13 protein-coding genes are annotated in these 13337 nt (G+C 39.9%); 1 reads left to right on the forward strand and 12 read right to left on the reverse strand.

Going from position 1 to position 13337, the window contains the following annotated elements:
- Positions 1-18 precede the first annotated feature (18 nt).
- The 5 genes from rlpA to rsfS are packed head-to-tail and all read right to left on the reverse strand — an operon-like array spanning position 19 to position 4851.
- Complete coding sequence (rlpA, locus tag GWJ05_RS16440) at positions 19-990, reverse strand: endolytic peptidoglycan transglycosylase RlpA (protein WP_087802728.1); 972 nt, start codon at positions 988-990, stop codon at positions 19-21.
- A gap of 10 nt (positions 991-1000) precedes the next feature.
- Positions 1001-2113, reverse strand: coding sequence for a peptidoglycan glycosyltransferase MrdB (mrdB, locus tag GWJ05_RS16445; RefSeq protein WP_036938573.1), 1113 nt, complete (start codon positions 2111-2113; stop codon positions 1001-1003).
- A gap of 4 nt (positions 2114-2117) precedes the next feature.
- Positions 2118-4013: a peptidoglycan DD-transpeptidase MrdA gene (gene mrdA / locus GWJ05_RS16450; protein WP_087802725.1), complete on the reverse strand. Its 1896-nt coding sequence runs from the start codon at positions 4011-4013 to the stop codon at positions 2118-2120.
- A gap of 38 nt (positions 4014-4051) precedes the next feature.
- A complete protein-coding gene (rlmH, locus tag GWJ05_RS16455; RefSeq protein ID WP_036938567.1) occupies positions 4052-4522 on the reverse strand; it encodes a 23S rRNA (pseudouridine(1915)-N(3))-methyltransferase RlmH in 471 nt (156 codons plus the stop codon).
- A 2-nt stretch (positions 4523-4524) separates the two neighbouring features.
- Positions 4525-4851: a ribosome silencing factor gene (gene rsfS, locus GWJ05_RS16460; protein ID WP_082239483.1), complete on the reverse strand. Its 327-nt coding sequence runs from the start codon at positions 4849-4851 to the stop codon at positions 4525-4527.
- A gap of 389 nt (positions 4852-5240) precedes the next feature.
- Between rsfS and GWJ05_RS16465 the strand changes: the two genes are divergently transcribed.
- A complete protein-coding gene (locus tag GWJ05_RS16465) occupies positions 5241-5987 on the forward strand; it encodes a YbgA family protein (RefSeq protein WP_161681510.1) in 747 nt (248 codons plus the stop codon).
- Positions 5988-5997: 10 nt separating this feature from the next.
- On the opposite strand, the gene nadD is transcribed toward GWJ05_RS16465, so the two are convergent.
- From nadD to GWJ05_RS16500, 7 genes are all read right to left on the reverse strand, one after another.
- Positions 5998-6669 carry a nicotinate-nucleotide adenylyltransferase gene (gene nadD, locus GWJ05_RS16470; protein WP_052038529.1) on the reverse strand — a complete coding sequence of 224 codons (672 nt, stop codon included), beginning with the start codon at positions 6667-6669 and terminating at the stop codon, positions 5998-6000.
- Positions 6662-7696 carry a DNA polymerase III subunit delta gene (gene holA, locus GWJ05_RS16475; RefSeq protein WP_161681511.1) on the reverse strand — a complete coding sequence of 345 codons (1035 nt, stop codon included), beginning with the start codon at positions 7694-7696 and terminating at the stop codon, positions 6662-6664. The genes nadD and holA overlap by 8 nt, the downstream gene beginning before the upstream one ends.
- Positions 7693-8241, reverse strand: coding sequence for an LPS assembly lipoprotein LptE (lptE, locus tag GWJ05_RS16480; protein WP_036938555.1), 549 nt, complete (start codon positions 8239-8241; stop codon positions 7693-7695). Before lptE ends, holA begins: the two co-directional genes overlap by 4 nt.
- A 12-nt stretch (positions 8242-8253) precedes the next feature.
- Positions 8254-10836, reverse strand: coding sequence for a leucine--tRNA ligase (gene leuS, locus GWJ05_RS16485; RefSeq protein WP_036938552.1), 2583 nt, complete (start codon positions 10834-10836; stop codon positions 8254-8256).
- 334 nt (positions 10837-11170) lie between these two features.
- The gene (locus tag GWJ05_RS16490; RefSeq protein WP_087802719.1) at positions 11171-11896 is read right to left on the reverse strand and encodes an amino acid ABC transporter ATP-binding protein; all 726 of its coding nucleotides are present in this window, start codon (positions 11894-11896) and stop codon (positions 11171-11173) included.
- Positions 11897-12571, reverse strand: a complete 675-nt coding sequence (gene gltK, locus GWJ05_RS16495) for a glutamate/aspartate ABC transporter permease GltK (protein ID WP_036938549.1) — start codon at positions 12569-12571, stop codon at positions 11897-11899. It lies immediately after the preceding gene.
- Positions 12571-13311, reverse strand: coding sequence for an amino acid ABC transporter permease (locus tag GWJ05_RS16500; protein ID WP_036938546.1), 741 nt, complete (start codon positions 13309-13311; stop codon positions 12571-12573). The genes gltK and GWJ05_RS16500 overlap by 1 nt, the downstream gene beginning before the upstream one ends.
- Positions 13312-13337: the final 26 nt, after the last annotated feature.

The following is a 13337-nucleotide window of genomic DNA, read 5'->3' on the forward strand; positions in this document are numbered from 1 at the left end:
TTTTACGTCACCTTACCTTTATTGGGTAATAATAAACCCAGAGATATCTTTAATCTGTTTCAGTTTGCTTCTTATTGCTTCGGCTTGATCTTTTGAGGAATAAGGGCCAAGTTGTACTTTATATAGTCCATCTGCTTTATTAATCACACCTTGAGTACTAAATGATGACGACAAATCATTGAGCCAAATTTGAGCATTATTTTCGTTACTGAGTGCGCCAACCTGTACATAAAAGCCTTGTTGTATCGCGTTTGAGGTTGGTGCTTTTGTCTCTACTGGAGTAGGCGTTAAAACTGGTGCAGGGGGTGACGTTTTTGCTGGGGCTGGTGGCTCAATGGGGCTATTGTTATTGATTGGCGTTGATGTCGTTAATGGTGCAGGTGTTGCTGGCTGAACATTAAAATTAGGGCGTTCGGGTAAGGCGGTTGTTTTTTTCTCGATCTGCGCTCCATGTGTGCCAATACCGCTCATATGACCATTTTGATCAACGACAATTCCTTCAATTTGTAAGGGGGTTGTTGGCATCAAACGTAAGCTATCAGAAACAGCCGGAGTGACTTGGATTTGTTTGCCATTGATGTAAGGGCCTCGATCGTTAATACGGACAACCATGGTGCGTCCATTAAGTAAATTGGTGATCTTCACATAGCTCGGAATGGGTAATGTGGGATGTGCGGCCGCAAACTCATAAGGATTGATTCGTTCACCAATCGTTGTTAAACGACTCATTGCTAAACTATCATAAACAATAGCTTCTCCTCGTTCACTAAAGTTAGCAGGATCAGTGACAATACGATAGATCACCCCATTTTTTCTGTAATCTTGATTTGCCGTTGGGTGATAAGGCTCGTAACGAGGTTCAGCACCGAGAACACGTTGAGCTTGCACATTAGGTAATGGTGCTGGCTGTTTATTGGTGTTGGATTTATTAACAACACACCCCGAAAGTAGCAATGCACTGATACCTATCAAAACCCATTGCAGACGCATAGAAACCTCATTATAAACTTTTTGATAATAGTTTTCGGTGTGTATGAATAGACATAACAATGCCAAATCCTGCCATTAAGACAATTAGGGCAGAGCCTCCATAACTCATAAGCGGTAACGGAACACCGACAACAGGAAGAATACCACTCACCATTCCTATGTTGACAAAGACATAGACAAAGAAAATTAGCATTAATCCGCCAATCATTACTCTGCCAAATGTATTTTGTGCTTTTGTTGCAAGGTAAAGGCCTCGCGCAATTAAGAGTATATAAAGAGCTAATAGTATCAAAACACCAATTAATCCGAGTTCTTCAGCCAATACAGCAAAAATAAAGTCTGTATGGCGCTCTGGTAAGAATTCTAATTGAGATTGCGTGCCTTGTAACCATCCTTTTCCATGTAATCCGCCAGAACCAATGGCAATTTTAGATTGGATGATATGATATCCAGCACCAAGTGGGTCTGATTCCGGATCGAGAAGCATCATTACCCGTGCTTGTTGGTAATCATGCATCAGGAAAAACCAAAGTATGGGGATAAAGGCAGCAACAAGAATGATAGCTATAGTGATAAGACGCCAACTCATTCCTGCAAGGAAAAGAACAAATAACCCTGAAGCAGCAACAAGGATGGACGTTCCTAAGTCAGGTTGTGCCGCAACTAATAAGGTTGGAACAAAAATAAGTACCAATGCAATGGCTGTATTACGTAATGTCGGTGGACATATATCGCGATTCATAAATCGCGCTACCATTAAAGGTACCGCAATTTTAGCTATTTCTGAAGGTTGAAAACGCACAATACCTAAATCTAACCAACGTTGTGCCCCTTTACTAATTTGACCGAAAACATCCACAAGGATAAGCAAGATAACGCAAAAAAAATAGAGATGAGGAGCCCAACTTTCATAGACTCGTGGTGGTATTTGTGCCATGACAATCATGATCATAAAACCCATTGCAATCTGCCCTAATTTGCGTTGCATCATTTCTGGATCTTGGCCACTTGCGCTCCACATAATAAATGCGCTGTATCCCAATAAAGCAATAATACAGAGCAAGAATAAAGGGTCGATATGAATTCGAGTCCAGAAGGATTTTTTCTTATTATTTTCAGTCATATGATTATTCCTCTGAACCACGCGGAGCGGGGGGTGAATCAGGTAATACTGTGTTGTTATCACCAAGGAGAATGTGGTCAAGAATTTGTCTTGTAATATCACCGACTGAAGGACCCGCACCACCATTTTCTAAAATAATTGAAATCGCTACAGTTGGATTATCATAAGGGGCAAATGCAATCATTAGTTTATGGTCACGAAGGTGCTCAGCTAATTGGCTAGCGTTATAAGTTTCATAACTAAAGACCTGGGCTGTTCCTGATTTAGCCGCAATTTTGTAGGGCGCATCAGCAAAACTACGACGACCCGTACCATTAGGAAAATTAGCAACACCATACATACCATGCTTTGCTAATTCCCAATAACCTGAGTTGATATCACCAATTTGGCGCGTTTCAGTATCAACATAAGGTAACATCTCATTACCAAGCTTCGTGCCATAAAGCAGGTGAGGGGTTTTCACTTGTCCATCATTTATTAATGTCATTAAGGCTTTTGTCATTTGAATAGGTGTTGCTGTCCAATACCCTTGTCCTATACCAACCGGTATTGTATCACCTTGATACCAAGGTTTTTTATAACGCTGTTGCTTCCACTCTCGTGTTGGCATTATACCGTTTCGCTCTTCTGATAAATCGATCCCCGTATATTCACCATAGCCGAAACGACTCATCCATGTAGATATTCGGTCTATTCCCATATCATAAGCAACTTGGTAAAAGAAAGTATCTGCAGATTCAACAATCGATTTTGTGACGTTGAGTTTGCCATGTCCCCAACGTTTCCAGTCGCGATAACGTTTTTCAGAGCCAGGAAGTTGCCACCAGCCGGGGTCGTGAATAGTCGTGTTTGCAGTGATAACACCTTCGCTTAATGCAGCAACAGACATAAAAGGTTTAACTGTTGATGCTGGAGGATAAAGACCTTGTGTTGTTCGATTTATTAAAGGCCTATCTGGGTTATTTAGTAATCCTTGATAATCTGTATTAGAAATACCGCCTACAAATAAGTTTGGGTCATAACTTGGGTTTGAGACTAGGGCTAAAATTTCACCATTGCGAGGATCAGTCACTACAACCGCGGCTCGGCTTGTAGTAAGTAATGTTTCAATATAAGTCTGTAATTCAAGATCAATGGTAAGATAAATATCTTTACCTGCTTGTGGGGGTTGTTCGTGTAATTGGCGAATAACACGGCCACGGCTATTGACTTCAACTTCTTCATAGCCAGTTGTTCCGTGTAATACTGACTCATAATAACGCTCAATACCTAACTTACCAATATCATGAGTCGCCGCATAGTTAGGTGATAAGCCTTCTTTATCAAGGCGTTCAACATCTTTATCGTTAATTTTTGCTACATAACCAATGACATGTGTCAAGGCTGAGCCATAAGGGTAATAACGGCGTTGATAGCCTTTGATTTCTAAGCCAGGATAACGATACTGATTGATAGCAAAACGCGCGACTTGTACTTGGCTAAGTGTAGTTTTTAAGGCTATAGAGCTAAATCGGCGAGAACGCTTACGCTCTTTTTCAAAGGTCGCAATATCTTCATCAGTCAAGTCAACAACATCTCTTAAACTTTCAAGCGTTTCTTGTAAGTTTGTGACTTTTTCAGGTACAACTTCTAGCTGATAAATAGTACGGTTAAGAGCAAGGGGGATCCCTTTGCGGTCATAAATAATACCTCGACTAGGTGCAATTGGGACGAGTTTAATTCGGTTATCATTTGAACGTGTTTGGTAATCGTCATGGCGAACGATTTGTAAGTGATTGAGGTTAAAAACCAAAATACCACTTAGTATAATAATTACTGAAAATGCGACAATTACACGGCGGATAAACAATCTTGATTCCGCAGTATAATCTCGAAACGGGGTACGTTTTTTTCTCTTCATCCCATTTGACTTCACTTACTGACCCGCCAATTTATTGATTATTCACGATGATAAGGATGGTTTGTCGTAATACTCCATGCTCGATAAAGGCTTTCTGCAACCACGACACGAACAAGAGGGTGTGGCATTGTTAACGGGGATAAAGACCAACTTTGTTCAGCGGCAGCTTTACAAGCGGGTGCTAATCCTTCAGGGCCACCAATGAGTAAGCTGACATTTCTACCATCTAGCTTCCATCGTTCAAGTTGTTCTGCAAGTTTTGGCGTATCCCAGCGAGAGCCAGGAATATCGAGAGTAACAATACGATTCCCTTTACCGACAGCGGCTAACATTTGTTCTCCTTCTTTTTCGAGAATACGTTTTATATCCGCATTTTTTCCGCGTTTACCTGCGGAGATTTCGATGAGCTCTAAAGGCATATCTTTTGGGAATCGGTTAAGATAATCCATAAAGCCGGTCTGTATCCAGTCCGGCATTTTTGTACCAACGGCAATGAGCTGTAATTTCAAACTCAGCTCCAGAGTTTTTCAAGTTCGTACATACGGCGGCTGTCTTCTTGCATCACGTGTACCATGGCTTCACCAAGATCGACGACAATCCAGTCAGAAATGCCTTGTCCTTCAACACCTAAAGGTTGTAATCCCGCTTGACGACAATCATCAACGAGATTATCTGCAACAGACATGAGGTGTCTGCTTGATGTACCCGTACAAATAATCATGTAATCAGTTACACTTGATTTTCCACGGACATCTAATGCAATAATGTCTTGAGCTTTAGAATCTTCAAGTTTATCAATAATAAATTGCTGTAATTCAGAGCCTTGCAAAAGGATCACCTTTAATCTAATGAGTTAATTCAATCGAAAAAATAATAAACGCTATTTTAAAGGAATTTATACCAATAAATCTATTTTACTTGATGATTAATTCCAGTTAGCGATAACAAGAACATAAACCTCATTTTCTTGTTTTTCGACGTTTGATTTAGAAAATTTCATATATGCCCATTAACTGCGCCATAATAAATAACAAAAAGAAGGCAGATAAGAACTTTTCAGTTAGACGACAGTTTTACCTTGCAGTTCCCTTAAGGGAACAGAGGGTGAGAATAACAGCTAAACATCGTCTGTCAATGCTCATGAAACACCTAATTACGGTGTTTTAACTTTGTTAAATTCATATTATACCGCCTATTGCTTATATTTTTGGGTTGGAGAGAAAAATAATGGAAAGAAAAGAGAGTTATCTTGGGCTATCTTCAGAAATCATGAGTAACAACAATAGCCAATTACAAGCAGAATTAGAGCAACTTTGTCATATTATGGGGACTGAGAATATAGGTATTGTGCAGATCGATGCTCATGATACAAATAACCCATTTCTAATTCAGGGATATATAGGAAAAGAAGGCGATCATTTTGCCTCTTCATTGGATGCTGTATTTCCACAACTCTGCGTTGAACAACTCTCGCAACCCAAAGCATTAGATAATTTTCTTACCTGGTTTTTTACACGAGTAGATTATCAACAACAGGTTTATCAATCATTAAGCAAAGGGGCGCTAGTTAAGTTTCATAGCCGATATAAATATTTGATTATGGCTTATTCACAAGTCGCTTATCGAGAGTTAGGGCGTTATATTGCTAATTTATCTGATGATATTCCTCTTGAGAACATTGCGATGAAATATCAACGAAAGCTAATGGAGGCATTGAGTATAGCACCAAATCGGGAAGGGCAAACAAACGCTTTAATGCATATGGCGGGATATTTTAAGCGAAGTTTAAATTCACAACAAAAACAAACAATGGCACAAACAATTTTACAATATCGTCAAGGTGTTGTGCCTTTTGCTAAGCCTTATGAATTGCTCCAATATTGGTTAACTGTTTATCCTGATGATTATTTGATTAACCAACGCTATTTTTCGCCTTATCCACCTGCTTTTAATTATTTAAGAGATCAACTTTAGGATAAATACATTATTTATAGAGTTGTTGCTGGCGAATATAGTCTTCAACGGGGCTTGGTAGTAAATCGTGACAATCTAATCCTGCTTTATGGCGAGAACGAATATCGGTTGCTGAAATATGATAAAGAGGCGTATCAGCCAGAAAAATTTTACCCGCAGGTAAACAATGGATATCTTCTTGTTGCTTCGTTTGGTGTTTAGCCAGCCATGATTGCATTTGTGCAGACTCAAAATGTGTTTGATAGCCAGGGCGAGCACAAACTAACAAATGACATACATCTAATAATTTTTCCCATTGGTGCCAAGTATTAATTGAAAGTAATGAATCCTGACCAATAATAAATGCTAAAGGTTGTTTATTACCAATTTCTTGTCTGAAGTCTCTTAATGTCTCAATAGTATAAGAAGGTGTTGGCTTCTCAAGCTCACGAGTATCCACTTTAAATGAAGAATATGGCTCAATAGCAAGACGTACCATATCAAGACGTTGTTGAGAAGATGCTTCAGGTTGTGGGCGATGAGGGGGAATATTATTGGGTAGCCACACCACTTCTTTTAAACCAATTAATCCTGAAAGGGCTTCAACAGGACGTAAATGTCCATAATGAATAGGATCAAATGTGCCTCCGTATAAGGCGATAGCTTGGTTAATTAAAGGCGTTGAGTGATGATTTTTAGGCATGATCCACAAATCCTTCCGGTAATGCTTTCCCACAAAGTAATAAGCCCAATGCGCCAAGTGATGGCCAAACAGGTTGACCATAATCTTGTTTAATGGTTATTTCGATACTGGTTAATAACCGTATTGCGGTCAGTAGTTGATGCTCTGATAAACGTTGCAATGCAGCTGTAAAAATTGGGCGTCGGTTTTGCCAAATTCGATGCTTATCAAAAATGGTTTTTAACGAAGCTGTTTTTGATTCACGGTGTAACGTCATTAATTGCATTAATTCACGTTGTAAGGTTCTGAGTAAAATAACCGGTTCGCTATCTTCTCTTTTGAGTTGTTGCAAAATATGCCATGCGCGTTGTGTTTTACCTGCGAGTAATGCATCAACCCAGTGATAAGGAGTAAAATGTGACGCGTCATTGACAGCTGCTTCGACTCTAGGCAATGTCAACTTACCATCAGGGTAAAGCAGAGAAAGACGCTCTATAGCTTGTGCTAATGCGAGCAAATTACCTTCATAGCAGTAGCAAAGCAGTTGGTTACCTTGTTCATCTAGCGTTAATCCTTTTTGTTTTACTCGTCGAGCAACCCAATTAGGTAATTTATCAAACTCAGGTGTGAGACAAGAAATATAAGTCCCATTTTGGCTTAATGTTTTAAACCATTCACTGTTTTCTTGAGCCTTAGTCAGTTTATTGCCACGTAAAATCAACAATAAATCTTGATGTAATTCTTGAGACAATCTTGTGAGTTTTTCTGACATGGCTGCATTAGGACCATTTTCAGGTAAATGCAACAAAATAGATTGTCTTTGAGAGAAAAGACTTAATGATTGACAAAGTGAGTAAATTTCATTCCAGTCCGTATTATTATCAAGAGTAAATTGATAATGTTCAATAAATCCTTGGGCTTTAGCGATAGATTGAATGGCATCTTGAGACTCTTGGAGCAACAATGGTTCATTGCCCCAGAGTAGGTAACTTTGGCGCAACCCCTCTTGGAGTTGCGCATTCAGTTGTTCTGGATATAAGCGGATCATTGGGCTGGTGAGATTATCTGTTTTGCCTGTTCAGCTTGTGCGGCTTTTTGGCGTTCAGCATTGTGAACAACCAACAATTTACGCACTAAAATGGCTGTCGCCTGTTCACGCATCTCTTGTTTGATAATGTCATTTTCTGCGTCTTTTGCTAACGCTTCTAATGGGTTATCGAAGAATGGGCGTGAAACCTGTGATGAAATAGGGTAAATCGTTCCGTCAGGCATAATCACTTGTGTATCTAGTACAAATGTTAATTGACGTTCTGCTGATTTACCGTCTTGATACACAGAAACGGTTTCTTTACTCTCTGACGATCCCACAATTTTGAGAATAGGGATATCTGCTGTTGGGTTTTCAACAAGCTGAACACCACTCAATCTGAGTTGTTGACGCATTACACGAGATAATGGGCCATAGGGGTCACTAGAGCTGAGATAAAGCGTTTTTAATTCTGCTGGAACTTGAGTTTTCCCTTGTAAATGAAAACCGCAACCAGCGGTGATTAACACCGCTAAACCGAAAAATAGCGAAAGTAGATATCGCACTAGGCCTCCTTATCAGCCAACAACGATGTTCAGTAATTTTCCTGGAACATAGATGACTTTACGAATAGTCACATCTTCCAAGTATTTAGCAACACTGTACTCTTTTGTTGCCATTTCCTGAACATATTCTTTTTCTGAATTAGCCGGAACAGTGACACGACCGCGAACTTTACCATTCACTTGAACGATAATCAGTTTAGTGTCATCAATCATGGCTTCTTTATCAGCAATAGGCCATGGTGCAACATCAACGTCTTCTTTTCCACCTAATGCTTTCCACATCACAAAACAAGCGTGAGGGATGATAGGTGAAAGCATACGAACGATGGCTTCTAATGCTTCTTGCATTAATGCACGATCTTGTTCTGTTTCTTGACTTGCACGAGTTAATTTATTCATTAACTCCATGATAGCAGCAATCGCAGTATTGAAGGCTAAACGACGGCCTACATCATCAGATACTTTTGCGATAGTTTTGTGTAAGTCACGGCGTAAATCTTTTTGTTCTTCTGTTAATGAAGACAGATTAAGCGATTGTGTCGCTCCTTTTTGAGTGTGCTCGTGCACTAAACGCCATAAACGACGTAAGAAGCGGTTAGCACCTTCAACGCTAGATTCTTGCCATTCAAGTGTTAATTCTGGTGGCGCCGCAAACATCATAAATAAACGAACGGTGTCTGCACCATAACGTTCAACCATTGTTTGTGGGTCGATACCGTTATTTTTAGACTTAGACATTTTGCTCATGCCGGCATAAGTCAGTTCATGACCAGCACTGTCAGTCGCTTTTATGATGCGATTTTTTTCATCACGTTCAACAATCGCTTCTGCTGGTGATACCCAGTGGCGAGCACCATCTTCACCCGTGTAATAGAACGCATCAGCGAGTACCATACCTTGGCATAGTAAGCGTTTGGCGGGTTCATCTGAGTTTACCAAACCTGCATCACGCATCAGTTTATGGAAAAAACGGAAATACATTAAGTGCATGATTGCGTGTTCAATACCACCAATATACCAGTCAACAGGTAACCAATAGTTAGCAGCTTTTGGATCTAACATGCCTTTATCATAATCAGGGCAGGTATAACGAGCGTAATACCAAGATGATTCCATAAAGGTGTCAAAAGTATCCGTTTCACGCAGTGCGGGTTGACCATTAATGGTGGTTTTCGCCCACTCAGGATCGGCTTTGATTGGACTGGTGATACCGTCCATTTTTACATCTTCTGGCAGGATAACGGGGAGTTGATCTTCAGGAACAGGAACAACAGTGCCGTCTTCTAAGGTTGCCATTGGAATTGGCGCTCCCCAGTAACGTTGACGAGAAACTCCCCAGTCACGTAAACGATAGTTAACTTTGCGTTCACCAACACCCATTTGTGCAAGTTTATCTGCAATAGCGTTAAAGCCAGCTTGATTATCTAAACCAGAAAATTCACCAGAGTTAATTAGGCTATTTTTCTCGGTTAATGCACCTTCAGATAAGTCAGGTTGGTTACCTTCAGCATCAGCAATAACGGCTTTAATAGGTAAGTTATATTTGGTTGCAAATTCCCAGTCACGTTCATCATGACCCGGAACTGCCATCACGGCACCTGTGCCGTATTCCATTAATACAAAGTTAGCAACCCAAATAGCCACTTTTTCTTTGGATAATGGGTGAATAGCATAAAGACCAGTGGCAATCCCTTTTTTCTCCATTGTCGCCATATCGGCTTCTGCCATTTTCATGTTGCGGCATTCATCAATAAAGTGCTGAATTTCAGGGTTATTTTGAGCGGCTTTTTGTGCTAATGGGTGACCAGCTGCAACAGCGACATAAGTCACGCCCATAAAAGTATCAGGACGTGTTGTGTAAACTGTCATTTTGTCGTTGCTATCGGCAACATCAAATGTGATTTCGACACCTTCTGAGCGGCCAATCCAGTTACGTTGCATGGTTTTTACTTGTTCTGGCCATTCATCTAACGTATCTAAATCGTTTAACAACTCTTCTGCATAATCGGTAATTTTGATAAACCACTGTGGAATTTCTTTACGTTCAACAGGGGTATCACAACGCCAGCAACAGCCATCAATAACTTGTTCATTAGCTAATACGGTTAAATCATGTGGACACCAGTTAACAGCAGAGGTTTTTTTATACACTAAGCCTTTCTCATATAACTTAGTAAAGAACCACTGTTCCCAACGATAATATTCTGGTGTACATGTTGTGACTTCACGATCCCAATCGTAACCAAAACCCAGTTTCTTTAACTGGTTTTTCATGTAATCGATGTTTTCGTAAGTCCATGGCGCAGGCGCGGTATTGTTTTTTACTGCGGCACCTTCAGCGGGTAGACCAAACGCATCCCAACCGATAGGTTGTAAGACGTTTTTACCTTGCATACGTTGATAACGGGAAATCACGTCACCAATGGTGTAGTTACGGACGTGTCCCATGTGTAGTCGACCAGAAGGATAAGGTAGCATTGACAGGCAGTAATATTTTTCTTTGTTATTATCTTCTGTCACTTTAAATGTATTGTTCTTTTCCCAGTGTTCCTGGATAGTTTGCTCTATATCTTCGGGACGATATTGTTCTTGCATGGCACCGATAATCCTATGGTGAATTAATGGCTACCGGAGGGTAACCGCTATAATGAAATTAAGACTCGCATAGCATAGCTGATTTTGTCTAATAGCCACAACAGTCTTTCTTAATGAAAGCCATTGTTTGCCTAACTTTTTCTAGAGAATTGCGAGATATGCTGAAAATAAACACTATTTTAGTGTAATAAATGCGTGATTTTTGGTGAAAATGTTTTGATATTGCGGAAAATAAGAATTAATTGATATTAAGTTGCAAGGTTTATTTAAATCAGTTTGTTTGCTGACGCACATAAAGTACGTCAGCAAATATTAATCATGATGAGGTGAATAATTAGTGTAGAATTTTTGCGAGGAAATCTTTTGCACGATCTGATTTTGGATTATCAAAAAAATCATTTTTAGGTCTATCTTCTACAATGCGTCCTTCATCCATAAAAATAATGCGGTCAGCAACTTTTTTAGCAAATCCCATTTCATGGGTTACTACCATCATGGTCATACCTTCATTAGCTAGCTCAACCATAACATCCAGTACTTCATTTATCATTTCAGGGTCAAGTGCGGAAGTCGGTTCATCAAACAACATTGCGATAGGATCCATACACAAAGCACGAGCAATTGCGACACGTTGTTGTTGGCCACCAGAAAGTTGAGCAGGATATTTATTCGCATGACTTGATAAGCCAACACGTTCTAATAACTTTAAGCCTTTTTCTTTTGCCGCATCTTTATTTCTATTGAGTACTTTGACTTGTGCCAGTGTAAGATTTTCAATAATAGAGAGGTGAGGGAAGAGCTCAAAATGTTGAAACACCATACCAACTTTTGCGCGTAATTTGGCAAGATCCGTATGCTTATCATTAACTAGGGTTCCATTAACGAGGATCTCGCCTTGTTGTATGGGTTCTAAGCCATTAACAGTTTTGATCAGTGTTGATTTACCTGAACCTGAAGGCCCACAGACAACAACAACTTCCCCCTTTTTAACTTCAGTGGAACATTCAGTCAGTACTTGAAACTGACCATACCATTTTGATACATCTTTTAGGGAAATCATCTAGGTAGTCCTTTTTTTAAGAAAGTTCACTAACATTGAAGCTGCGAAGCTAATGACAAAATAAACAAAACCTGCAAAGAGGATCATCTCAACTTGTGTACCGTCTCGTTCACCAATATTTGCCGCCGTTCTGAAGAAGTCAGTGAGGCTTAATACGTAAACTAAGGATGTATCTTGAAATAAGACAATACCTTGGGTGAGTAAAAGCGGGATCATAGCTCTAAATGCTTGAGGTAAAATCACTAAACGCATTGTTTGTGATTTGGTCATTCCTAATGCAAGTGAGGCGGAAAATTGTCCTTTACTCACACTTTGAATACCTGCTCTTATAATTTCAGAGTAGTACGCTGCTTCAAATAAAGAAAACGCTATCATTGCTGAAATTAAACGGATATCACTTTTCGGTGAAAGCCCTAGAACATTTTGTAATATGTTAGGCACAATTAAATAAAACCACAGCAATACCATGACTAATGGAATAGAACGAAAGGTATTAACGTAAGCAACCGCAAACCAACTAATTGGTTTAAAGGTAGACAGGCGCATAACAGCAAGCACCGTTCCCCATAAAATACCAACCACAATGGCGGTGATAGTGATTTTTAAAGTGATTGCCATGCCATCGATTAAAAATGGTAGGCTTGGAACAACGGAACTCCAGTCAAATTCGTACATTATTGACCTCCTGTTGTGCCGGGTAAGCGAACGCGTTTTTCAAGCCAATGCATTATTAACATAATGACGACGTTGATGAAGACATAGGCAAGAGTGATGGCTGTGAATGACTCATACGCTTTCGCTGAATAATCGAGTAGCTTGTTTGCTTGTGCAGCCATATCAATTAACCCGATAGTAGAGGCAATCGCCGAGTTTTTTACGAGGTTAAGCATTTCTGAAGTCATGGGGGGAATAATGACACGATAAGCATTAGGCAATAAAACATAACGATAGGTTTGAGGTAAGGTTAAACCCAAAGCAAGCCCTGCAGCTTTTTGTCCACGAGGTAATGAGTTGATTGCTGCTCTGACTTGTTCACACATACGTGCCGCAGTAAATAAGCCTAAGCAGAGAACTGAAGAGACAAAAAATTGTACATTTGGCGCTAAGTCCATTTTAAACCAGTCGCCAATAGATTGAGGTAAAAGTTCAGGGATGACTAAATACCACGTAAAGAATTGTACGATAAGTGGCACATTACGGAATAATTCAACATAAACAGTGCCTAAGCTAGAAAGCCAACGATTAGGTACAGTCCGTAGAATTCCGAATAGAGAACCAACAAGAAAGGCAATAACCCAAGCGCATAACGATAAGGCAATGGTGACTTGGAAACCGGAAATCAGCCATCCTAAGTATGTGGTGTTTCCGAATGGGGCTTCTTGGAAGAATATCCCCCAATCCCAATCAATCGACATGATTTCACCTCCGGTGAAAAATAGGG

This window comes from Proteus sp. G2626, assembly GCF_009915985.1.
Taxonomy (GTDB): domain Bacteria; phylum Pseudomonadota; class Gammaproteobacteria; order Enterobacterales; family Enterobacteriaceae; genus Proteus; species Proteus vulgaris.

Coding starts and splice junctions, on each gene's coding strand:
- holA (WP_161681511.1), bottom strand. CDS start 7,696: ATGATCCGCTTATATCCAGAACAACTGAATGCGCAACTCCAAGAGGGG.
- rlpA (WP_087802728.1), bottom strand. CDS start 990: ATGCGTCTGCAATGGGTTTTGATAGGTATCAGTGCATTGCTACTTTCG.
- mrdA (WP_087802725.1), bottom strand. CDS start 4,013: ATGAAGAGAAAAAAACGTACCCCGTTTCGAGATTATACTGCGGAATCA.
- GWJ05_RS16500 (WP_036938546.1), bottom strand. CDS start 13,311: ATGTCGATTGATTGGGATTGGGGGATATTCTTCCAAGAAGCCCCATTC.
- leuS (WP_036938552.1), bottom strand. CDS start 10,836: ATGCAAGAACAATATCGTCCCGAAGATATAGAGCAAACTATCCAGGAA.
- gltK (WP_036938549.1), bottom strand. CDS start 12,571: ATGTACGAATTTGACTGGAGTTCCGTTGTTCCAAGCCTACCATTTTTA.
- mrdB (WP_036938573.1), bottom strand. CDS start 2,113: ATGACTGAAAATAATAAGAAAAAATCCTTCTGGACTCGAATTCATATC.
- nadD (WP_052038529.1), bottom strand. CDS start 6,669: ATGCCTAAAAATCATCACTCAACGCCTTTAATTAACCAAGCTATCGCC.
- GWJ05_RS16465 (WP_161681510.1), top strand. CDS start 5,241: ATGGAAAGAAAAGAGAGTTATCTTGGGCTATCTTCAGAAATCATGAGT.
- GWJ05_RS16490 (WP_087802719.1), bottom strand. CDS start 11,896: ATGATTTCCCTAAAAGATGTATCAAAATGGTATGGTCAGTTTCAAGTA.